This window comes from Parabacteroides johnsonii DSM 18315 (assembly GCF_025151045.1).
Lineage (GTDB): Bacteria > Bacteroidota > Bacteroidia > Bacteroidales > Tannerellaceae > Parabacteroides > Parabacteroides johnsonii.
In genome coordinates this window covers 4,235,487-4,257,249 of record NZ_CP102285.1, presented here as the reverse complement: position 1 = coordinate 4,257,249, position 21,763 = coordinate 4,235,487, and the positions used below count along the sequence as shown (strand labels likewise).

General features: G+C 48.6%; 19 protein-coding genes and 3 riboswitches. Of the genes, 11 read left to right on the top strand and 8 right to left on the bottom strand.

Annotated features, from left to right (window positions below; all coding sequences use genetic code 11):
* Positions 1 to 15: 15 nt before the first annotated feature.
* Positions 16 to 2,016: a TonB-dependent receptor gene (locus NQ564_RS17395; protein ID WP_008153107.1), complete on the bottom strand. Its 2,001-nt coding sequence runs from the start codon at positions 2,014 to 2,016 to the stop codon at positions 16 to 18.
* Positions 2,017 to 2,049: 33 nt separating this feature from the next.
* A riboswitch (cobalamin riboswitch) is annotated at positions 2,050 to 2,332 on the bottom strand.
* A 302-nt stretch (positions 2,333 to 2,634) separates the two neighbouring features.
* Between NQ564_RS17395 and atpD the strand changes: the two genes are divergently transcribed.
* The 9 genes from atpD to NQ564_RS17350 are packed head-to-tail and all read left to right on the top strand — an operon-like array spanning position 2,635 to position 9,727.
* Complete coding sequence (atpD, locus tag NQ564_RS17390) at positions 2,635 to 4,155, top strand: F0F1 ATP synthase subunit beta (RefSeq protein ID WP_008153109.1); 1,521 nt, start codon at positions 2,635 to 2,637, stop codon at positions 4,153 to 4,155.
* Between the two features lie 5 nt (positions 4,156 to 4,160).
* Positions 4,161 to 4,394 carry a F0F1 ATP synthase subunit epsilon gene (locus NQ564_RS17385; protein ID WP_008153111.1) on the top strand — a complete coding sequence of 78 codons (234 nt, stop codon included), beginning with the start codon at positions 4,161 to 4,163 and terminating at the stop codon, positions 4,392 to 4,394.
* 13 nt (positions 4,395 to 4,407) lie between these two features.
* Positions 4,408 to 4,836, top strand: coding sequence for a hypothetical protein (locus tag NQ564_RS17380; protein ID WP_021862156.1), 429 nt, complete (start codon positions 4,408 to 4,410; stop codon positions 4,834 to 4,836).
* Positions 4,814 to 5,872 carry a F0F1 ATP synthase subunit A gene (atpB, locus tag NQ564_RS17375; protein ID WP_008153115.1) on the top strand — a complete coding sequence of 353 codons (1,059 nt, stop codon included), beginning with the start codon at positions 4,814 to 4,816 and terminating at the stop codon, positions 5,870 to 5,872. Before NQ564_RS17380 ends, atpB begins: the two co-directional genes overlap by 23 nt.
* A gap of 35 nt (positions 5,873 to 5,907) precedes the next feature.
* The gene (gene atpE, locus NQ564_RS17370; protein ID WP_005633044.1) at positions 5,908 to 6,162 is read left to right on the top strand and encodes an ATP synthase F0 subunit C; all 255 of its coding nucleotides are present in this window, start codon (positions 5,908 to 5,910) and stop codon (positions 6,160 to 6,162) included.
* Positions 6,163 to 6,175: 13 nt separating this feature from the next.
* Positions 6,176 to 6,676, top strand: coding sequence for a F0F1 ATP synthase subunit B (gene atpF / locus NQ564_RS17365; RefSeq protein ID WP_008154020.1), 501 nt, complete (start codon positions 6,176 to 6,178; stop codon positions 6,674 to 6,676).
* A 3-nt stretch (positions 6,677 to 6,679) separates the two neighbouring features.
* On the top strand, positions 6,680 to 7,222 hold the full coding sequence (locus NQ564_RS17360) for a F0F1 ATP synthase subunit delta (protein ID WP_008153122.1): 543 nt from the start codon (positions 6,680 to 6,682) through the stop codon (positions 7,220 to 7,222).
* Between the two features lie 14 nt (positions 7,223 to 7,236).
* Entirely contained in the window at positions 7,237 to 8,817 is a 1,581-nt protein-coding gene (atpA, locus tag NQ564_RS17355) for a F0F1 ATP synthase subunit alpha (protein ID WP_008153123.1), read from the top strand.
* Positions 8,818 to 8,869: 52 nt separating this feature from the next.
* On the top strand, positions 8,870 to 9,727 hold the full coding sequence (locus NQ564_RS17350; protein WP_008153125.1) for a F0F1 ATP synthase subunit gamma: 858 nt from the start codon (positions 8,870 to 8,872) through the stop codon (positions 9,725 to 9,727).
* A 115-nt stretch (positions 9,728 to 9,842) separates the two neighbouring features.
* On the opposite strand, the gene NQ564_RS17345 is transcribed toward NQ564_RS17350, so the two are convergent.
* Together NQ564_RS17345 and NQ564_RS17340 are read right to left on the bottom strand one after the other, a co-directional pair.
* Positions 9,843 to 11,519 carry a putative transporter gene (locus NQ564_RS17345; RefSeq protein ID WP_008153127.1) on the bottom strand — a complete coding sequence of 559 codons (1,677 nt, stop codon included), beginning with the start codon at positions 11,517 to 11,519 and terminating at the stop codon, positions 9,843 to 9,845.
* 6 nt (positions 11,520 to 11,525) lie between these two features.
* A complete protein-coding gene (locus NQ564_RS17340) occupies positions 11,526 to 11,735 on the bottom strand; it encodes a hypothetical protein (protein WP_008154015.1) in 210 nt (69 codons plus the stop codon).
* Positions 11,736 to 11,796: 61 nt separating this feature from the next.
* A riboswitch (cobalamin riboswitch) is annotated at positions 11,797 to 12,002 on the bottom strand.
* A 290-nt stretch (positions 12,003 to 12,292) separates the two neighbouring features.
* On the opposite strand from NQ564_RS17340, the gene NQ564_RS17335 reads away from it, so the two are divergent.
* Both NQ564_RS17335 and nrdG read left to right on the top strand, forming a co-directional pair.
* Positions 12,293 to 14,506 carry an anaerobic ribonucleoside triphosphate reductase gene (locus tag NQ564_RS17335; RefSeq protein ID WP_008153130.1) on the top strand — a complete coding sequence of 738 codons (2,214 nt, stop codon included), beginning with the start codon at positions 12,293 to 12,295 and terminating at the stop codon, positions 14,504 to 14,506.
* A gap of 43 nt (positions 14,507 to 14,549) precedes the next feature.
* Complete coding sequence (nrdG, locus tag NQ564_RS17330; RefSeq protein ID WP_008153131.1) at positions 14,550 to 15,050, top strand: anaerobic ribonucleoside-triphosphate reductase activating protein; 501 nt, start codon at positions 14,550 to 14,552, stop codon at positions 15,048 to 15,050.
* Between the two features lie 30 nt (positions 15,051 to 15,080).
* On the opposite strand, the gene NQ564_RS17325 is transcribed toward nrdG, so the two are convergent.
* The 5 genes from NQ564_RS17325 to NQ564_RS17305 form a co-directional block, all read right to left on the bottom strand.
* Positions 15,081 to 16,430: a threonine/serine exporter family protein gene (locus NQ564_RS17325; protein WP_008154010.1), complete on the bottom strand. Its 1,350-nt coding sequence runs from the start codon at positions 16,428 to 16,430 to the stop codon at positions 15,081 to 15,083.
* Between the two features lie 154 nt (positions 16,431 to 16,584).
* Entirely contained in the window at positions 16,585 to 18,117 is a 1,533-nt protein-coding gene (locus NQ564_RS17320) for an acyl-CoA carboxylase subunit beta (RefSeq protein WP_008153135.1), read from the bottom strand.
* Positions 18,095 to 18,634, bottom strand: coding sequence for a biotin/lipoyl-containing protein (locus NQ564_RS17315; RefSeq protein ID WP_008153136.1), 540 nt, complete (start codon positions 18,632 to 18,634; stop codon positions 18,095 to 18,097). The genes NQ564_RS17320 and NQ564_RS17315 overlap by 23 nt, the downstream gene beginning before the upstream one ends.
* Before the next feature lie 13 nt (positions 18,635 to 18,647).
* On the bottom strand, positions 18,648 to 20,165 hold the full coding sequence (gene accC / locus NQ564_RS17310) for an acetyl-CoA carboxylase biotin carboxylase subunit (RefSeq protein ID WP_039848460.1): 1,518 nt from the start codon (positions 20,163 to 20,165) through the stop codon (positions 18,648 to 18,650).
* Between the two features lie 47 nt (positions 20,166 to 20,212).
* A riboswitch (cobalamin riboswitch) is annotated at positions 20,213 to 20,417 on the bottom strand.
* A gap of 220 nt (positions 20,418 to 20,637) precedes the next feature.
* Positions 20,638 to 21,726: an acyltransferase gene (locus tag NQ564_RS17305; RefSeq protein ID WP_008153140.1), complete on the bottom strand. Its 1,089-nt coding sequence runs from the start codon at positions 21,724 to 21,726 to the stop codon at positions 20,638 to 20,640.
* Positions 21,727 to 21,763: the final 37 nt, after the last annotated feature.

The following is a 21,763-nucleotide window of genomic DNA, read 5'->3' as shown; positions in this document are numbered from 1 at the left end:
TTCTATTTTATCTAATTAATATGTAATACTTAAACTAAATCTCCATGAACGCCCCGGCATCGGATAATACTGAATAATGTCATACGTTTTATCTGTCAGATTCAGGATATCTCCCTGCACCTTGAATGTACACTTCTTCAATGCAAAACTCCGGTTTACAGAAAGACTGTGTTCGATATATGAATCTATTTGATTTGCCTCTATATTCTGCGGAAGGGCATAACGGTCACCTGCTGCCACAAGCGTATAGGTCACATTCACCCAAGGGTTTTCCAATGATGCCGAAACAGACCCCGAATGCCGTGGGGTATAAGGTATCTGGTTCTTATAGTTTTTTTCTTCCGGGTCAGTTACATCGATCGCATCCTGATAGCTATAAGAGGACAAGAGCAAGAGGGAAAAAGCCTTATATAAAGGTATATTGGCACTTAGATTTACATCTATCCCCTTTATCTCCACTTCTCCCATATTCATCATTTTCCAGATGTACATATTCGGAATGGCGACAATCTTATCACTCACCTTATTATAATAGCCGTCAACAGAAACACTTAACAGGCGTATAAAAGGACTTATCTCATCATTCCATGTAAACCCGATATTATATTGAGTTGCTTTTTCCGGTTTCAAATTGACATTCCCCATACGCAAATAATACAGATCCGTAAAAGTCGGGACACGGAATATATCTTTATAAGAAGCCCGAATACGAAAAGACTGTTCCTGGAACGGACGCCAGGAGATACTTACTGCCGGAGAAAGCCTTTTCTTATCTGCCGGCCTATCTCCATTCTCAACCTTGTCCGTTATATAAGTGCTCAGCAAACTGGCTGTAGCTGTCAATACCGGGCTTTTATATTGTATAGCAAATGCAGTAAGTGAAGTCCAACGTTTGGGAGTCGGAGCATTTACGAAATTGTTTACCAAAGTATTTCGCGCGATATCCGTATTCAACGAAAAAGAGACATAAGAACAGGGTGTATACAAAATCCCAGCCGATCCGTAATATTCGTTTTGAGTATTCAGATCTTCCTGTTTGCCTCCGGAATATTTATTGCTGATATCGCGATACTTGCTGAACGAATAATTGTATTTGGCATTTACCTGGAATTTCAAGCGATCAAACCATTCGTTCTCATAATGAAGCTGTGTAAAAAAGTTATTATCCCATACCCGTTCACGGGCATTGCTATTATAAAGAATTACCGAACCGGGAAGTCCCCGTTCCGAATCGTAATAATAAACCTTGCCATTCAGTTTTCCACCCTGTCCGAAATGACCATACACATTTCCTTCCAGACGAAGAGACTGAACATCGCTGTTCTTACGGGTTTCTTCTGTAACCTCCTTACCGTTTATCAGTGTAAAAGGATAATCTCCTTTTGCACTCAACCAATCTGCATGCAGAGATGCGGACCACCGATTTCCTATTCTCTGCTCATAACGTACCACCGGGTTGAACAATCCGAATGAACCTCCTTTCAGTTTCACATAAGCATTATAGGATTTTTCCTTAAACAGGGGGGCAGCAGTCTTTATACTCAACGCCCCCGCCGAAGCATACATCCGTGCTGTCTGGAAGATGTCGTCAGCCTGGCCGATCGATAGGGAGATCATATCGACATTGTCCAAGGAGAAGCGACTGATATCCACTTGGCCACTCTGTGCGTCCGTGACTGTCACCCCGTCGTAACTGACAGCCGTATGTTTGGCGCCGAGGCTGCGGACGGAAACAGTTTTCAACCCTCCTATACCTCCGTAATCCTGCACCGTCACACCGGAGAACCGCTTCACCGCTTCCGACAAGTCCTGAACGCCGAGCCGTTCCATCCCCGCCTTGTCCATTACCTGAAGCGGCGTGCTCTCGCGGGTTGTGGAAGGGCGTACCTTTCCCAGCACTTCGACACCCGAAAGTTGGTGATAGATCGTTGTGTCCACCTGCGCATACAAAGCGACAAACGGGAACAGCCAAGCACATAATAAGCCCGACAATCGTTTTATAAATAAATTCTGCATACCTTTCGATTCTTCAATCCCTTTACCCGAGGGACCAGATACTGAATAATGGCAGGTTTTCTGGCTTGTTCTCCCCTTTTCTATTGGCAATTGACAATGGATAATTGCCTGCTAATGGCAGCCTTCCCAGCGAATCAATTAAAAGTTGAGAGTAGTTATTCGCATTTAAACTTTCAACTGACTCACCAGTGGCAACAAGATTTGCCGGGGTTTCAGAACTTACAGCTACGGGTACAGCTCCGGACTTTCACCGGATTCCCTTTTACTAACCGTCAGCGGAAGCAAATACGGTTACACCATAATCCGACCACAAAGGTAGAAAAAACAGATGAGTAATCCTTTTTATTTAACAAAGTAAAACATTTCACCCATTTTCCACTGGCAAAGCGTCATATCTCGCTTAGAATCTTCTATCTCTACGATTTACAAAATAAGCTATTCCCGCTATTTTGGTTCATTTCAGAACTCGATTGGTTCATTTTAGAAGATGTTGAAATTAGTTGAATATTTAACTAAGTACAAAAAGACTCAAAAAGTAATATTTCCGGTTTTCGGAAATTCATAATTCGTAATATTGCAACCGAAGATTTGAATAGGATTAAGGAAAAAAGAGATTGTATGGGAGAAATAAAAGGTTATATCTCACAGGTTATCGGTCCGGTCGTGGACATTCATTTCGATAATGGCAAGGAAGAAAAGATAACGCTTCCCCGCATCCACGACGCAATGGAGATAACCCGCCCCAATGGAAAGATTCTGATTGTGGAAGTCCAGCAGCACATTGGGGAAAACACGGTCCGCACCGTAGCAATGGATACGACAGACGGACTACGGAGAGGAATGGAAGCCGTTTCACACGGTTCGCCCATCACGATGCCGGTCGGCGACCAGGTAAAAGGGCGTTTGATGAACGTAACGGGAAACCCCATCGACGGAATGACCGAACTCGACAAGAAAGGGTCCCTTCCGATCCATCGTGAACCGCCCAAGTTCGAGGACTTGACCACCAGCCGCGAAGTCTTGTACACCGGCATCAAGGTGATCGACCTGCTCGAACCTTATTCCAAAGGAGGCAAGATCGGTCTGTTCGGAGGAGCCGGCGTAGGGAAGACGGTCCTTATCATGGAGTTGATCAACAACATCGCGAAAAAAAACAACGGATTTTCCGTCTTTGCCGGTGTGGGTGAACGTACACGCGAAGGAAACGATCTGCTGCGCGAGATGATCCAGTCCGGAGTCATCCGATACGGCGAAGAATTCAAGAAAAGCATGGAGGCCGGTCATTGGGATTTGTCCAAGATCGATTACGACGAACTGGCCAAGTCGCAGGCAACACTGGTGTTCGGGCAGATGAACGAACCGCCGGGAGCCCGCTCTTCGGTAGCCCTTTCGGGACTGACGATCGCCGAGTCTTTCCGCGACCTGGCGGCAGAAGGGGAAACGAAAGACATCCTTTTCTTCATCGACAACATCTTCCGCTTCACGCAAGCCGGTTCGGAGGTGTCCGCCCTGTTGGGACGTATGCCGTCTGCCGTCGGTTACCAACCGACACTGGCCACCGAGATGGGAGCCATGCAGGAACGCATCACTTCCACCAAGAAAGGTTCCATCACTTCCGTCCAGGCAGTTTATGTGCCCGCAGACGACTTGACGGACCCGGCTCCGGCAACGACCTTTACGCACCTGGATGCCACAACGGTATTGAGCCGTAAGATCACCGAACTCGGTATCTATCCGGCCGTCGATCCGCTGGAATCCACTTCGCGCATCCTGGACCCGTTGATCGTGGGCAAAGAACATTACGAAACGGCACAGCGTGTGAAACAAATCCTCCAACGCAACAAGGAGTTGCAGGATATCATCTCGATCCTCGGCATGGAAGAACTTTCCGACGAAGACCGTCTGACCGTCAACCGCGCCCGTCGTGTACAGCGTTTCCTTTCACAGCCGTTCTCCGTAGCGGAACAATTCACCGGCGTGCCGGGCGTCATGGTCCCCATCGAAGATACGATCCGAGGGTTCAAGATGATCATGGACGGAGAAACGGACGACATCCCCGAACAAGCCTTTTTGAACGTAGGCACGATCGAGGACGTAATGGAAAAAGCAAAGCGATTGGCAGAACAAGCAAACGAATAACGGATATGAGACTGGAAATTGTATCACCGGACGGCATTCTTTTCGAAGGCGAAACAGAACGTGTTTCCTTTCCGGGAACAGCCGGTTCATTTGATATCCTCCCCCATCATGCCCCGCTGATAGCCGCCCTCCGAGAGGGAACCATCCGATATGAAAACGATGGCAAAAGAGGCGAACAGGCCATTAAGAGCGGATTCGTGGAGGTGAAGGAGGATGACATATCTGTTTGCATCGAATAAAAAAGTATACGACATGACTGGGTGGTTAAAATTTAAGCTGATGGGATTGATTACATTTATCAATGTAGCCATTGGTGTGACGTTAGGAGGATTATTGTACACGATCTGGCCGGATCACTATTTCAAATGGTATCCTTCTATTCCGATCTTTTACTGGGTAATGGCAATAGCAATGACCTATATACTCGACCGGAAGAAAAAAAAGAACGGCGATGTAACGATTACCGCTTTCATGGTAGTCCGTTTCTGCAAATTCACGCTTGCCGTCGTTTTCCTATGGCTTTACGCCGCACTGGTCAGAGAAAACTTGAGGATGTTCGGCTTCACCCTGATGCTTTTCTATTTTATCTATTTGGGGTTGGAAACGTATACGGTTTATCTGTTTGAAAAGAAAAGAATGAAAAGAGAGAAAAAGGAAAATGATGAACAATCTCAAAAATAACAGGTTGATATGGACAGTGTGGCTGATGTGGCTCTGTTTTCTGGCTCCGGCCCATGCAGAGACCCAAAAGGAAGGCATCGATGTCCAGGATATTGTCTTTTCGCACATTCAGGACGCTTACACCTGGCATATTACCGAATGGAACGGAAAGGAGATCGCCATCTCCCTGCCGGTGCTAGTCAGGAGTGAAGAGCACGGATGGGATATGTTCCTCTCCCACCATTTACATCACGGCAAGGTGCATCACAACTATTATATTGCCACCGAAGGCGAACACGCCGGCAAGGTGGTGGAAAAGAACAGTCGCGGAGAGGAGGTGCGACCAGTCGACTTGTCGCTGACCAAGAATGTTTGCGGCCTGTTCCTGAGTTGCGGTATCCTGCTGTTCGTAGTTCTGCGGACCGCTCGTTGGTACAAGAGACATCCGAACCAGGTTCCGCGCGGGTTTACCGGTCTGATGGAAATGACTATTTCCTACATACAGGACGGTGTCATCAAGGAATCGATCGGCAAAGAAGAGTACAAGCCATTCTCCTCTTATCTGCTGACAGTCTTCTTCTTTATCCTGATCAACAACCTGATCGGAATCATCCCGGTCTTTCCGGGAGGCGCCAACATCACCGGCAACATTGCGGTTACGGCTGTCCTGGCGGGATGTACGTTTATCGCTGTCAATCTGTTTGCGACAAAGGAATACTGGAAAGAGATATTCTGGCCCAACGCACCGATCTACCTGAAACTGCCGTTACCGATCATGCCCTTCGTTGAGTTTTTCGGCGTATTCACCAAGCCGTTTGCCTTGATGATCCGTCTGTTTGCCAATATTATGGCGGGACATACGATCATCCTCGCGCTCACCTGCCTGATCTTTATTACGGTATCGATGGGGTTACTGGTGAATTTCGGAATGACGATCGTTTCGGTGCTGTTCTGCGCGTTCATGAACTGTCTGGAATTGCTGGTGGCTTGTCTGCAAGCATATATATTCACATTATTATCAGCTAATTACATTGGTCTGGCTAAGGTTAAAGATTAAATATATCAGGTTACTAATTTAAAGTTTAAAACACTATGTTATCGACTATTTTATTACAAGCAGCTGCCGGAATGGGCATAGCGAAGATGGGAGCAACAATCGGAGCGGGATTTGCCGCTATCGGTGCAGGTATAGGTATCGGTCTGATCGGAAAAGGAGCTGTCGAAGCAATCGGCCGCCAGCCGTCTGCAGCGGGCGAAATCCGTACCTCGATGTTGATCATGGGTGCTCTGGTTGAAGGTGTGGCGTTGTTTGCCATCGTGGTATGTTTCCTGGCTTTATTCCAATAAAAAGTAACAGGTTATGTCATTATTAACACCGGATTCGGGACTTCTGTTCTGGATGATCGTTTCATTCGGGATTGTCTTTGCCATCCTTTCCAAATACGGATTTCCTGTCATCATCAAGGCAGTGGAACAGCGGAAGGCCTACATCGACAATTCTCTTGAAACGGCTCGCCAGGCGAATGAACAGCTTGCCAATATTCAGGCCGAGGGAGCCCGGATACTTGCCGAAGCAAAGGAAAAGCAAAATGCTATCCTGAAAGAAGCCTTTGCCGAAAAGGAACAAATCATCGACGAAGCTCACCGGAAAGCTGCCGCCGAAACCCGTTTGCAGGTGGAAGAGGCTGCTCGGCGTATCCGCGAAGAGAAGGAGAAAGCAATCCGTGAAGTCCGTTCCGAGATTGCCGACCTTTCGATCGCCATAGCAGAAAAGGTGATGAAAGAAAAGATCAGCCGCGACAAGGAACAACAACAAATCATCGACCGGCTGTTGGATGAGGTATCGTTTTGTAAATCGTAACGTATGGATATAGGAACAATCTCTTCCCGATATGCGAAAGCCCTTTTCTCCCTCGCAAAAGAGAAAGGACTGGAAACAAGGGTATACGATGATATGAAGATGCTGGCAGACAGCTTCTCGCTCGAACCGGAACTGCGGATCGCCCTCGGCAATCCGATCCTCCCGGTAGAGGAAAAACTCAAGCTGCTGACGGCAGCAGGCGGCATAGAGGTCTCCGACCTGTATGAACGTTTCATGCACCTCGTACTGGAACATAAACGGGAAAGCCTCCTGCTTTTCATGGCACATATCTATATCCACCTGTACCGGAAAGACAAACGCATCACCCGCGTGCAGTTCGGCACCGCAGTTCCGGTAAGCGAAGAGGTAAAAGAACACCTCCAGGACAAGCTGAAGGAAGAGACAGGCAGCACCATCGAATTTTCCGGCATCGTACAACCGGAACTGATCGGCGGTTTCCGCCTGCGTATCGGGAACTACCGGATAGATGCCAGCTATGCGACACAGCTACGGGACATCCGTAGCCGGTTACTCGAAAACAGATAAAAACAGAAAGAAGTATGACAGATCAGATAAAAGTGAGTGAAGTTTCCGCCATCCTGCGTCAACAGTTGGAAGGGATCAGTACCGGCATCCGGACGGAAGAAGTGGGTACGGTGCTCCAGGTGAGCGATGGCGTAGCCCGGATTTACGGTCTCGACAACGCCGAGGCTAACGAACTCCTGCAGTTCGACAACGGGATGGAAGCGATCGTGATGAACCTGGAAGAGGACAACGTGGGAGCTGTCCTGCTGGGACCGACAGACCAAGTAAAAGAGGGTGACATCGTCAAACGTACAGGGCGTATCGCCTCCATCGATGTCAGCGAAGGTATGATCGGACGTGTGATCGACCCGCTCGGAAACCCTATCGACGGAAAAGGGGAAATCATGGGAGAAACCTGCGAGATGCCGCTCGAACGCAAGGCGCCGGGTGTTATCTTCCGCCAGCCGGTCAACGAGCCGTTGCAGACCGGTATCAAAGCTGTCGATGCGATGATCCCGATCGGACGCGGACAGCGCGAACTGATCATCGGAGACCGCCAGACCGGAAAGACCTCCATCGCCATCGACACGATCATCAACCAGCGTGGCAACTACGAAGCCGGCAATCCGGTCTACTGCATCTATGTAGCAATCGGGCAGAAAGGTTCTACCGTCGCCTCGCTTGTCAACACGTTGCAGGAAAAAGGCGCGATGGATTATACGATCGTTGTCAGCGCGACAGCATCCGATCCGGCAGCCATGCAATATTTCGCTCCTTTTGCAGGTGCCGCCATCGGTGAGTATTTCCGGGACAGCGGACGTCACGCCTTGGTTGTCTACGACGACCTTTCGAAACAGGCGGTCGCCTATCGCGAGGTATCCCTGATCCTGCGCCGTCCCTCCGGACGAGAGGCGTATCCGGGGGATATCTTTTACCTACATTCCCGTCTCCTCGAACGGGCCGCCAAGATCATCAACCAGCCCGAAGTGGCCCGGCAGATGAACGACCTACCGGACAGTATGAAGGACAAGGTGAAAGGCGGAGGTTCCCTGACTGCCCTGCCGATCATCGAGACACAGGCGGGCGACGTATCGGCCTACATCCCAACGAACGTCATCTCCATTACCGACGGGCAGATCTTCCTCGAAACCGACCTCTTCAACCAGGGAAACCGCCCAGCGATCAACGTCGGCATCTCGGTATCCCGTGTGGGTGGTAATGCCCAACTGAAAGCGATGAAGAAGGTGGCCGGAACACTGAAGATCGATCAGGCACAGTTCCGCGAACTGGAATCATTCTCCAAATTCGGTGGCGAGATGGATGCCGTTACGGCTTTCACGATCGACAAAGGGCAAAAGAACACACAACTGCTGATACAACCTCAATACAGTCCGATGCCTGTCGAAGACCAGATCGCCATCCTTTACTGCGGTACACAGGGATTGCTGAAAGGAGTCCCATTGGATAAAGTGCACGACTTCGAAAAGGAATTCCTGCGCGAACTGCACACATCACACCAGCACGACGTGCTGGACATCCTGAAAACCGGAACCATCGATGACGATATCCGGAAAAAACTGGAAGAAACAGCGAAACAATTAACAATGGACAATTGACAATGGATAATTACAACAAGCGACACCTAATTGTCAATTAAAAAAGGGGATTATGGCATCACTAAAAGAAATAAAAGTCCGGATCGCGTCTATCCGGAGCACACAGAAAATCACCGCAGCCATGAAAATGGTCTCTTCGGCGAAGCTCCATCATACCCAGACGTTGACCGAACACACACTTCTCTATGCAAACAAGCTTTCCTCCATCTTAAACGGCCTTTTAGATGCGGAATGTGACCTGGAATCACCTTACACTGAAAAGCGCGAGGTGAAGCAGGTCGTTATCGCCGTTTTCTCATCCAGCAGCGGATTATGCGGCACGTTCAATGCCAACGTATGGAAAGAGCTATCCGTCCGTCTGCACGAATTAGAAGCACAACACATTTCTGTCTGTCTCTACCCCATCGGGAAAAAGATCGCTGACGAACTGCACAAGGCGGGCTATGCCACCGAAGACGATTTCCTGCATTTAGGAGAGAAACCTTCGTTCGAAGAGGCTGTCCGCCTCGCCGGACAGCTGATGGAGCTCTTTTCTTCGGGCAAGGCCGACCGGGTGGAACTGCTTTACCATCATTTCAAGAATATGGCGACACAGGTATTGACCCATAAAGTCTACCTGCCGGTCACCCTGCCGCAGGCCCCGGTTGAAAACACCGTCCCGGCAATCGATTACATCTTGGAACCATCACCGGAAAGCCTTCAGACATTGCTTTTCCCGAAGCTACTCAACCTGACGGTCTATACGACGTTGCTCGACACGACGACATCCGAGCATGCCGCCCGTATGATGGCGATGCAAACGGCTAACGACAATGCCAACGACCTGATCCAAGAACTGACCTTACAATATAACAAAACCCGCCAGCAGGCCATTACCAATGAACTACTGGATATTATGGGAGGACAGTAACAACGTCCGGCTGTCCGCTAAAAAAACACGAAGCTCCGGCGAATCACTTCGACGGAGCTTCTTACTTTAATTACTATTGAACAATATTCTAACAACAAATAACAATACTATTATATTATGTATAGAAGAATAAAATCATCAGTTGTGCCGTCAGTACCCGCAGGAACATCGTCAAGGGATAGACCGTCGCATAGCTGACAGCCGGAGCATCGTTTCCCGCCGTTGCATTCGCATAGGCCAGCGCAGGCGGATCGGTCATACTTCCGGCAAGCAAGCCGATCAACATAAAATAATTCAGTTTGCAGTAATAGCGCCCGATCAACCCGATGACCAGCAACGGCAGCATCGTGATGATAAAACCATAGCCGATCCAAATAAACCCACCTCTATTCACGATCGTATCGATAAATCCGCCTCCCGCATTCAGTCCGACGCAGGCGAGGAACATCGTGATCCCGATCTCGCGCAACATCAGGTTGGCGCTTTGCGTCGTATAGGTCACAAGTCGGTAACGATAGCCGAAACGGCTGATCAGGATCGCCACAATCAACGGCCCGCCTGCCAATCCCAGCTTGATCGGCTGCGGAATTCCCGGAACTGAAAACGGTATACTTCCCAAGACGATTCCCAATGCAATCCCGACAAAGATGGTAATCAGGTTCGGCTCGTTCAGCCGCTTCATGGAATTACCCAAAATAGCACTCACCTTGTCGACTGCTAATTCGCTTCCGACAACCGTCACCCGGTCGCCCACCTGCAACTGCAATCCCTGTGTCGCCACCAATTCAAGACCGGCACGGTTGACACGCGTCACATTGATACCATGCAAGTGACGCAGTTGCAAATCCCCTAACCGGCGGCCTGTCAGTTCCGGCTTTGTCACCAAGATACGGCGGCTGATGAACTGGCTCTCCGCCGGAATCCACTGCTTCCGGTCCATCTGGATTTCTTCCCCGATAAATGTTTTAATCGTTTCCACATCATGCTCGGTCGTGATGACGAAGATTTTATCGTCTTCCTGCAAAACGGTGTTTCCAGTTACAATTTCGACCTTATTAGTCGCTTTGCGCCATATACGCGAGATGACAAATTCGCGATGCTCCAGCAAAGCGGCCAACTCGATCACCTTTCTCTTAAACACTGCCGGATTCTTAACGATCAACGAGACAGGGATGGCTTCCGCATGCGTATCATTCTCCGCCTCCAGCTTCTTCGCTTCATCATCGAAACTGACATGGAACACATACCGGATAAACAGCATCGCCAGAATGATCCCGATTACGCCTAACGGATAGGCAACGGCATAACCCAGCGCAATGCTCTCGTCCCCACTTCCCGTCATATCCGTATAAGCCTGCTGAGCAGCACCGAGCCCCGGCGTATTAGTGACCGCTCCGGACAAGATCCCGACGATGGCCGGGATCGGTATGTTCGCCACGAAGTGTATCACCAAAGCCGTGGCCACACCTAAGAAGACAATACCGCAAGCCAGCCCGTTCAGCGTCATTCCCCCTCTCTTGAACGAAGAGAAAAATCCTGGACCGACCTGCATACCTACCGAATAAACAAATAAGATCAATCCAAATTCCTGAAAGAAATGAATAACGGCAGGATGGATATAAAAACCGAAATGTCCGAGCATGATCCCGACAAAGAGTACCCACGTAACCCCCAACGAGATTCCGAAGACCTTGATTTTACCTAACTGGATACCGGCTGCAACCGTAAATGCGAGCAACAGAAGGGAATGTCCTATCCCTTCGCCCCACAGTAGTTCTTTAATCCATTCCATGATACCCTATCGATCTTTACGGTAAACCGGAGAAACGTCGAAAGCATAGAACGTGTCCCGAATATGCCCGATACATTCCGGACAAAGGCAATTCTTATAATAGACCCTGATAAAGGTTTTCTGATACTGGTCCAAGCCAGTAGCTGCAAAGTCGCCCGACAATAAATCGATGTTGCCGACAAACTTTGTGCCACAACGCGAGCAAAGCTTTTCCATCTTTTTACTATTTATGAAATTAGAAACTTTTTCGAACCATTCTCCTAACCCACGAGGAAAGAATAGCCTTTAATGAACGGCAGGTCTTCTGACTGACTCCCATCCTAAAGCCTTCCCGGTTTATAACCATAAGCCAGTGGCAAAAGTAGTTTCAGGATGTTGAAACGGAGCTTCACAGCAGCGGGACTGTCCGGGATTTTCACCCGATTCCCTTTTAATCCGTATCATCCGATTTGATCATACGGAACCGATTCGAAAGCAAAATTAGACAAAAAAAGTATAGTGTGTATCTCTTTTCCAAATTATTTTTTCCACATTAACACTTTCTTCAGGAGTTTTCCACATTATACACAAAGAGTTAAGAAGGTGTACACTTTTGGGAAATTTTAAAACAAACTAAACTTTAAAAGTTTTCCAATTCATCAAAATAAATAACTATAAATAAATAGATTGACATATTTTAACTACACAAAAGTTTTCCAAAAAGGTTTACCATATTGTTATACTATATACTTTTGCAGGCATAAAAACATACAAATTTCAATAATAGATTTATCATGATTCAGACAGTTATCAAACGTGACGGACGTATCGTCGGATTCAACGAAGAGAAGATAGCAACAGCTATCCGTAAAGCGATGTTGCACACTGAAAACGGAGAAGACCGGGAGTTGGTCCGCCAGATCACCGATCATATTTCTTTCAAAGGCGACACACAGATGACTGTCGAAGCCATCCAGGATGCTGTCGAGTTGGAGTTGATGAACAGTAGCCGTAAGGACGTTGCACAGAAATACATTGCGTACCGCAATCAGCGTAGCATCGCCCGCAAAGCCAAAACGCGCGATATGTTCCTGGAGATCATCAATATCAAATCCAACGACATCACCCGCGAGAATGCCAATATGAATGCCGACACGCCTGCCGGCATGATGATGAAGTTCTCCAGCGAAACGACCAAGCCGTTCGTCGACGACTACCTGTTGAGCGAAGAGGTCAAGGAGGCGGTGGAAAACAACTATCTACATATCCATGATAAAGACTATTATCCGACCAAGAGCCTCACGTGCGTACAGCATCCGTTGGACCGCATCCTGAAATACGGATTTTCAGCCGGACATGGAGAATCACGCCCGGCAAAGCGCATCGAAACAGCCAGTATCTTAGGCTGCATCTCACTCGAGACAGCCCAGAACGAAATGCATGGTGGCCAGGCAATCCCGGCATTCGATTTCTATCTGGCTCCTTACGTGCGCAATAGTTTCATCGAGGAAATCAAGAACCTGGAAGAACTGAACGGGCAGGACTATTCACATCTCTATCAGCGGGAATTGGACGACTATATAAATCGTCCGCTCGAAGGATTAAGCGGCGATGAACGTATCATCCAACATGCCGTCAACAAGACTGTCAGCCGCGTACATCAGTCAATGGAAGCCTTTATTCATAATATGAACACCATCCATTCCCGTGGTGGTAACCAGGTGGTATTCAGTTCTATTAATTACGGAACGGACACTTCGGCCGAAGGACGCTGTATCATCCGTGAGATACTGAAAAGCACATATCGCGGGGTCGGCAACGGTGAGACGGCCATCTTCCCGATCCAGATATGGAAAAAGAAACGCGGAGTGAGCTATCTGCCGGAAGACCGCAACTACGATCTTTACCAGCTTGCCTGTAAGGTGACGGCCCGCCGTTTCTTCCCGAACTTCCTCAACCTCGACGCAACATTCAACCAAAGCGAAGACTGGCGTGCAGACAACCCACAACGTTATATGCACGAGGTTGCAACCATGGGATGCCGCACACGTGTATTCGAGAATCGTTTCGGTCCGAAAACATCTATCGGGCGCGGTAACCTCTCTTTCTCGACGATCAATATCGTACGCCTCGCCATCGAATGCATGCACATAGAAAACAAGGAAGAACGAATCGCCCAGTTCTTTGCCAAACTCGACCATATGCTGGATATAACAGCCCGCCAGCTGCACGAGCGCATGGAATTCCAGAAAACGGCATATGCCAAACAGTTCCCGCTGTTGATGTCGTCTCTCTGGCTGGGTAGCGAGAAACTGAAGCCGAACGACACGATCGCACCCGTTATCAATCAGGGAACATTGGGGATCGGCTTTATCGGCCTGGCGGAATGCCTGGTCGCCCTCACCGGCAAACACCACGGAGAAGATGCAGCATCGCAGGAGTTAGGGTTGAAAATCGTCAGCTACATCCGTAACCGGGCCAATCAGTTTTCGGAAGAATACCAGCATAATTACAGCGTACTGGCAACGCCAGCCGAAGGTTTGTCAGGTAAGTTTACCCGTCGTGACCACAAGAAATTCGGTTCGTTGCCCGGCATCACAGACCGCGACTATTATACGAACTCCAACCATGTACCCGTCTATTACAAATGTAGCGCCCGCCACAAGGCGGAAGTGGAAGCTCCCTATCACGAGATGACACGCGGAGGCCATATCTTCTATGTCGAAATGGATGGAGACGCGACCCATAACCCGGAAGTAATCATGCAAGTTGTCGATATGATGGACCGTTATAACATCGGTTACGGCTCCGTCAACCACAATCGCAACCGTTGTCTCGATTGCGGCTACGAAAATGCGGAAACCCATTTGGAAAAATGCCCGAAATGCGGCAGCGCCCATCTCGACAAACTCCAGCGCATCACCGGCTATCTGGTCGGTACGACAGACCGCTGGAACAAGGCGAAACTGTCAGAACTGAACGACCGGGTTGTTCATAGTGAAAAATGAAGCCTAATCTTTCATTATTAATTATTAATTTTTAATTCACAACGTGCTTTCCATCATTGATATCATAGAAGATACAACAGTCGACGGTCCGGGATTCCGGACCGCGATCTATGCGGCAGGTTGTCCGAACGCCTGTCCGGGTTGTCATAATCCTGAATCGTGGGATATAAGAAAAGGGAAACAAGTACCGACAGAAGAAATCCTGGAAAAGGTCTTAGCAGATGACTTTGCCAATGTGACCTTCAGCGGCGGCGATCCCATGTTCCAGCCGGAAGGTTTCACTAAACTGGCACAGGCGATCAAAGAAAAAAGCCGGAAAACCATCTGGTGTTATACCGGCTATACTTTCGAGCGCCTCCTGAACAATCCGAAACAGGCCGAACTACTCAAATACATCGACGTCCTGGTAGACGGCAAATTCAAACAATCTCTACGTGATGAAAGCCTCCTCTTTCGTGGCAGCAGCAATCAACGCCTGATCGACGTCAAAGCTTCCCTAAAAGCCAATAAGGCAATCTGCCTGGAACTGAATTATGATTTATGAGTGATAAAAAATCATAATTCATAAAATTCTTCACCATTCAATGAACTTGCCACGCTGCCGGCGTTTTTCAAGTTCTTCTTCAAGATAACGCTGACGATCTTTAGCTATGTAACGTCGGGCAAAGATATTCGGAACGGCAACACCTAAAGAAATACACAGGATAATCAAAGCCGAATTGATCCCGTTGGCAAAAGCATTGGTCACCTCGCCAATCACCCCATGCAGGTTGATAAAGGCGAACAACGAACGATACATCAGTACCCCCGGAATCATCGGGATGACAGACGGGATCGTCAGCACATGGTTCGGAACATCGAACCAATGGACCGCCTTTACCGCAATCAGACTCACGACAAAACTCCCCATAAACGAGCCGATCACCGGACCATATCCCAACTCGAAGTTCACAAAATTACGAGTACACACCGCAATGATCCCCCCTAAAGCCACGACCCACAGCAGACGTCGCTGGATATTGAAGATCATCGAAAACCCCATAGCCGCGATAGCCGCCGCGATGGCATAAATATAATAAGGATCATGCGGCACCATGCTCAACTCGCTGAACTTATGGTCGATCTCTATATCATTCATCACCAGCACCCGCATGGCAAAAGCTATCCCGAACGTCATTGCCCCGACCATCATCATTGTATTGGCTGCCCGCGTAATCCCGACAAGCAGGTGATTATCGATCATGTCATCCACAAAATTGATCAACGGCACACCTGGCACGATAAACAAGGCACAAGCCAGCAACGGCTGATAAGGTGTGGACGACAGCCCCGAAAAAGAAGAAGCGTACGCCAGACAGGTCGCTACAAACGCCGCAATCGCAATACTCATATACACGTTAATCCCGAACTCAATACAACGCGCCCTGACACGGAATCCGACAAATGCACAAATAGAAGCAAACAAAAATGCAATCCAGTCACAGCCGAACAACTTACAGAAACCACCACAGGCAAACCCGGCACCGATCGCCACCAGATAAGGCATATAGTTACGAGGTTTACGCGCAATCCGCTCAAGCTCTTCCTCATACCGGTCCAACGAATAGTCCTGTTCGATAGCCTTCCACGACAAACGGCTGACCTCCGTAATGGTCGTCATATTGATGCCATGCTTCTCACACTTCTGAAACTTGGAAAAGGAATGCGTCTCATCACTCACATTCACCATGATCATCGTCCATCTGATATCCAGATGAAGCTTTTCTTCCGGAATCCCCATGAAAGCTGCCACACGCTTCATGTTCCGTTCGATGCGGTTCGTATCCGCCGCACTCTCCATCAGCAATTTTCCCGTACGGAGCAATAAGTCCAGTTTTCTCCGTAATAACAAAACCTCCCGGTCAGTCAAAATCTCTTTTTCCATTCTTTTTGTCTTTTCTCTATTAAATGCGGGTACAAAAGTAAGAAGGCCTACCTTCCCAAGCAAGCCTTCCGCTAATCAATTCCATTGATTCTGTCGAATGATCCTTTTGTTCACCATGTTAGTTATTTATACTATTCAAATCGACATCCTTGATTTACAAAGGCATATTGCCATGCTTCTTGGGCGGATTGCTCTGGCTTTTATTTTTCGCCATTTCAAGTGCCTGTATCAATTTGTAACGTGTCTGACGAGGCATGATGATCTCGTCGATAAATCCTAGTTCGGCTGCCCGGTAAGGATTCGAGAACTGTTCGTTGTATGCCTCTATAGCTTGCGCCTTTTCCTCTCCGTCCGCTTTCCGGTACAGGATATTGACAGCTCCCTCGGCTCCCATCACAGCGATTTCCGCCATCGGGTAAGCCAAGTTAATATCGGCACCGGTCGGCTTGCTCGACATCACGATATAAGCACCGCCATATGCCTTGCGCGTAATCAACGTAATCTTGGGAACCGTCGCCTCGGCATAAGCGTAAACGATCTTCGCTCCATGACGGATAATTCCGTCATGCTCCTGCTGGCAACCGGGTAAAAAGCCGGGTACATCCTCGAATGTCACGAGCGGGATATTGAAGCAATCACAAAAACGGATGAAACGGGCTGCCTTGTCCGATGCATCGATATCCAACACACCTGCCAGGAAAGCCGGCTGATTCGCCACTATCCCGACCGACTGGCCTCCCAGACGGGCAAAGCCGACCACCACATTCTTGGCGAAATGAGGCATCACCTCGAAGAAATAATGGTTGTCGACCACCGGTTCGATCACGTCCTTCATGTCATAGGGGACGTTCGGATCATCGGGAATCACCTCCTGCAACGCTTCCACTTCACGGCGGACATCGTCGGAACACGCTACAGACGGCGTATCCTCCATATTGTTCGATGGCAAGAAACTCAGCAGCTCGCGGATGCTCATCAGCGTCTCCTCCTCCGTATCGCACATGAAATGCGTCACACCGCTCTTGCTGCTATGCACATAGGCACCACCCAATTCCTCTTTCTCCACCGTCTCGTGCGTAACAGCTTTCACGACATCCGGTCCGGTTATGAACATATGGCTCTTCTCTTTCACCATAAAGATGAAATCGGTCAATGCCGGCGAGTAGCAAGCTCCGCCGGCACAAGGACCGAGGATAGCCGAAATCTGGGGTACCACCCCGGAAGCCATCGTATTTTGATAGAAGATCGATGCATAACCAGCCAGACTGCCGACCCCTTCCTGGATGCGCGCACCTCCCGAATCGTTCAGGGCAATCACCGGTGCACCGTTCTTTAGAGCCAGTGTCTGGACCTTCACAATCTTGGCGGCATTAGTCGAACTCAGCGTTCCTCCGTAGGCTGTAAAATCATAGGCATAGACAAAGACCTGACGGCCTTCTATCTTACCATATCCGGAAACGATGCCGTCCCCCGGAATCTTGTTTTTCTCCATACCAAAGTTCGTGCACCGATGCGTCACGAACTTATCCAATTCCACAAACGTACCTTTATCCAGCAGCATGTCGATACGTTCTCGAGCTGTCATACGCCCCGTCTCATGCTGCTTATCGATACGGACTGCGCCGCCACCCAGAGCAGCCGCCTTGTCCAGTTCTTCAAACTTCTTATATATCTTTTCTTTCTGCATTTTCTTCCTGATTAATTACTTCCAATGTCATCAACACCTGATTCGCGTTCACCGTATCTCCCTCCTTCACCAGGATTTCACGAACCCGGCAATCCGAGCTGACCTTATAATTGCTCTGCATCTTCATGGCTTCGAGTACCGCCACAATATCCCCGGCAGACAAGAGATCCCCTTCGCTCACCGGAATCTTCATGACCTTTCCAGGCATCGGCGATACAACCTTGTCGCCCTGCTTCTCTTCGCTACTTTTGCGCATACGCAGATATTTGGTCTGCGAATCAATTATGTCGACCGAATAAGAGGAGAAAAGCGTATTGACCTGATAATTCTTTCCCCCCTCCGAACGGATCAGCTCAGCATTATAAGAATGACCGTTGTGCAAGATCGAACAAGCGCCGTTCTCGGCCATTACGATATCCGCCTCATAGGATTGCCCGTCTATGTCGAGCCGAACCTTGTTCCCTTCCTTTCCAAGTAGCGACACATCTGCCACCCGATTTCCAATATGTATCTCCATTATAAACAATTTTTCAAATCCTTAACACACCTTTCTGTAACCCAAACTCTCGCCAACGGCTGATCGGGCGGTTATCCGCCGAAGAGCCCGATACGTTTTCCTCCAGATTCATCAGGTAATCCATATAAGCGGCGATCATGGCGATATTTTCCGATTCATGTTCGTCTCCGGGGTTGACCGGATGTTGCAGTTCCTCGCCATGTTTTCCTATAAACGACGTATCATAGGTTCCATGCACAAAATCAGGTATATCCATGATCCGCCTGAGATAGCTAATATTCGTTTTCAGCCCGGTAATCTTGTATTCGTGTAAGACACGCCTCATTCGTTCGATCGCATACTCGCGGCTGGTAGCCCAAACGATCAGTTTGCCGATCATCGGATCGTAATAGACCGGAATCTCATAGCCTTCATAGACATAACTATCGATCCGCACCCCGATCCCGTTCGGTTCGGTCAGCTGGCGGATGACGCCGGGTGACGGCATGAAATTGTTGGCGGTATCTTCGGCACAAATCCGGCATTCGATGGCATGTCCGCGCTGAGAGATATCTTCCTGCCGAATGTGCAACGGTTCATTGTCGGCAATACGGAGCTGCTCCTTTACCAAGTCGAGCCCCAGCACTTCCTCAGTGATCGGATGCTCCACCTGCAAACGGGTATTCATTTCGAGGAAATAAAAATTACGGTGTTTATCGACCAGGAATTCGATTGTCCCGGCACCGGAATAGTCGACAGCCTTGGCAGCCGCTACCGCCTTCTCGCCCATCTCCTGCCGTAGATCTGGCGTGATGAACGGCGACGGACTTTCCTCGACAATCTTCTGGTTACGGCGTTGCACAGAACATTCGCGTTCGCAGAGATGGATCACATTCCCGTGATTGTCGCCTAAAATCTGGAATTCGATATGATGTGGTCCCTCCACAAACTTCTCCAGATAAACCGTATCGTCGCCAAAAGAAGAGAGCGACTCTGAGCGAGCGGCATTGTAAGCTTCTTCCACTTCTTCTTCGCAATGAATCAGGCGCATCCCTTTTCCACCGCCTCCCATCGAGGCTTTCAGCATGACCGGAAAGCCAATCTCTCGGCAGATCCGGCGTGCTTCTCCGACATCCTGCAAAGGCTGCTGCGTGCCAGGGACGACCGGTACACCAGCAGCTATCATCCGCTTGCGGGCGGATATTTTATCTCCCATCGCCTCCATCGTTTCAGCTGACGGGCCGATAAAGATGATTCCTTCTTCTTTACACCGACGGGCAAAATCCGCATTCTCGGACAAGAAACCATATCCGGGATGGATTGCATCCACCTTGTGCTGTTTGGCTACCCAGATGATCTTTTCGATATCCAGGTAACTATCTTTTGATGCTGCCGGTCCTATCAGGGCCGTTTCGTCGGCATAAAGGACGTGACGTGCCGTCCGGTCTGCTTCCGAAAAAACAGCCACCGACCGTATCCCCATTTCGCGACAGGAGCGCATAACCCTCACAGCTATCTCGCCCCGATTTGCAATCAGAACTTTTCTTATCATATTTATTGTATTTATGTTTCGCATCCATAGCCTAACCCACGAGGATATGAACCTTATAATGAACGGCAGGTCTTCTGACTGACTCCCATCCTGAAGCCTTCCCGACTTATTATAACAAGCCAGTGGCGAAAGTAGTTCCAGGATGTTAAAACGGAGCTTCACAGCAGCGGGACTGTCCGGGATTTACACCCGATTCCCTTTTAATCCATATTCCCGAACGGGAAATACAGAACCGATTCGGTGGCAAATGTAAACTTTTTTTCTTATAAACTCTATTTCGACTGCAAAAATTCGGAACGGACACACGAAATATTCTGTAATCAGTGACAGTGATTACAAAATCAGCGACAGCAATTATATAATCACTGTCACTGATTACATAATTGCTGTCGCTGATTTTAGAATAAATGAAGGGATAACGATTTTTTTATCCCTTACAAAGTGAAAATCGGAAATAACAAACGAATATATCCTACCCGACGATCCATTTGCCGCCCGGTATGAGCGAAATAACCTTGGTTGTCACGAAGCAGCAAATAAACGTGCATGTCGCAATAACAGGGATGGCAGCAACAGTCGGCAACGGTAAGGCGGACTTAAACACTGTCACCCACAGGCCGAGCCAAAAGATATGCATCAGATACATCCCATAGCTGAGTTTAGAGAGTTCCAGCACGAAGCGTGGAGTTTCGGAAAGTTCAATACAACTGAACATCAAGAACGTACCTGCCGTGAGAAGCACACAATTGATGGTACAGAAAGCCCACCCTATTTCCAGTACGGGCGTGGGAAGAATCTCTCCGGGTATGGCCTGAACATAGAACGAATAGATGGTCAAAGCCGCACCAACAAGCATCAAAGCGGTTCCGACAATGAAACGTTTGGAGCGATTCCAGGTCAGATGGACATGTATATAATGTGCAAGCACGAGATAGCCTAAGTAACCGGAAAAATACCACAACATATGATATTCGTTCCAAAAGCACTGTCCCCACACTTCCCCGAACCAACGGTTCAGGTAAGGCATACAGGTCGACAGTAGGAACAGTCCGATAAAGAAACGTTCTTCTTTGGCCGTTGCCTTGCTCAACCAGGGCGAGACAATAGGGATGAACAGATAAATGCTGATTAAAGGAAACATGAACCATAAGTGCCCGGCCAGCGTCGGGAAGTTCAGAAATATCCGCGACAGGTCTTTAATCGAGGTCGCTCCATCAATCTGCCCCCACAACATCGGCAAGGTACTGTAGAGTATCATGAATATGAAAAACGGCGGCAGGATGCGGATGCTACGCCGACGGTAGAATTGCCACATGGTCAGCCCTTCCTTCATCGGTGCAAGAAGAAAAGCGGAGACTATTATAAACAACGGTACAGCCATACGCGAAAACCCGTCGTACATAGACACCCATAGCCGGTCTGCCTCATTTGCCAGAAAGGCTTGTGGTCCCACCATGTCCGTCGAACCGGGGGCTCCGTAAAAATTTTCACTGGCGTGGACGACCATGACAAGGAAGCATGCGAACACGCGTACATAATCCAAAAAAACTATACGTTTCATTTTTTTGCTTAGTTATTATATTAATAAGAGATTTAAT

Coding starts and splice junctions, on each gene's coding strand:
- NQ564_RS17395 (WP_008153107.1), bottom strand. CDS start 2,016: ATGCAGAATTTATTTATAAAACGATTGTCGGGCTTATTATGTGCTTGG.
- atpD (WP_008153109.1), top strand. CDS start 2,635: ATGGGAGAAATAAAAGGTTATATCTCACAGGTTATCGGTCCGGTCGTG.
- NQ564_RS17385 (WP_008153111.1), top strand. CDS start 4,161: ATGAGACTGGAAATTGTATCACCGGACGGCATTCTTTTCGAAGGCGAA.
- NQ564_RS17380 (WP_021862156.1), top strand. CDS start 4,408: ATGACTGGGTGGTTAAAATTTAAGCTGATGGGATTGATTACATTTATC.
- atpB (WP_008153115.1), top strand. CDS start 4,814: ATGATGAACAATCTCAAAAATAACAGGTTGATATGGACAGTGTGGCTG.
- atpE (WP_005633044.1), top strand. CDS start 5,908: ATGTTATCGACTATTTTATTACAAGCAGCTGCCGGAATGGGCATAGCG.
- atpF (WP_008154020.1), top strand. CDS start 6,176: ATGTCATTATTAACACCGGATTCGGGACTTCTGTTCTGGATGATCGTT.
- NQ564_RS17360 (WP_008153122.1), top strand. CDS start 6,680: ATGGATATAGGAACAATCTCTTCCCGATATGCGAAAGCCCTTTTCTCC.
- atpA (WP_008153123.1), top strand. CDS start 7,237: ATGACAGATCAGATAAAAGTGAGTGAAGTTTCCGCCATCCTGCGTCAA.
- NQ564_RS17350 (WP_008153125.1), top strand. CDS start 8,870: ATGGCATCACTAAAAGAAATAAAAGTCCGGATCGCGTCTATCCGGAGC.
- NQ564_RS17345 (WP_008153127.1), bottom strand. CDS start 11,519: ATGGAATGGATTAAAGAACTACTGTGGGGCGAAGGGATAGGACATTCC.
- NQ564_RS17340 (WP_008154015.1), bottom strand. CDS start 11,735: ATGGAAAAGCTTTGCTCGCGTTGTGGCACAAAGTTTGTCGGCAACATC.
- NQ564_RS17335 (WP_008153130.1), top strand. CDS start 12,293: ATGATTCAGACAGTTATCAAACGTGACGGACGTATCGTCGGATTCAAC.
- NQ564_RS17325 (WP_008154010.1), bottom strand. CDS start 16,430: ATGGAAAAAGAGATTTTGACTGACCGGGAGGTTTTGTTATTACGGAGA.
- NQ564_RS17320 (WP_008153135.1), bottom strand. CDS start 18,117: ATGCAGAAAGAAAAGATATATAAGAAGTTTGAAGAACTGGACAAGGCG.
- NQ564_RS17315 (WP_008153136.1), bottom strand. CDS start 18,634: ATGGAGATACATATTGGAAATCGGGTGGCAGATGTGTCGCTACTTGGA.
- accC (WP_039848460.1), bottom strand. CDS start 20,165: ATGATAAGAAAAGTTCTGATTGCAAATCGGGGCGAGATAGCTGTGAGG.
- NQ564_RS17305 (WP_008153140.1), bottom strand. CDS start 21,726: ATGAAACGTATAGTTTTTTTGGATTATGTACGCGTGTTCGCATGCTTC.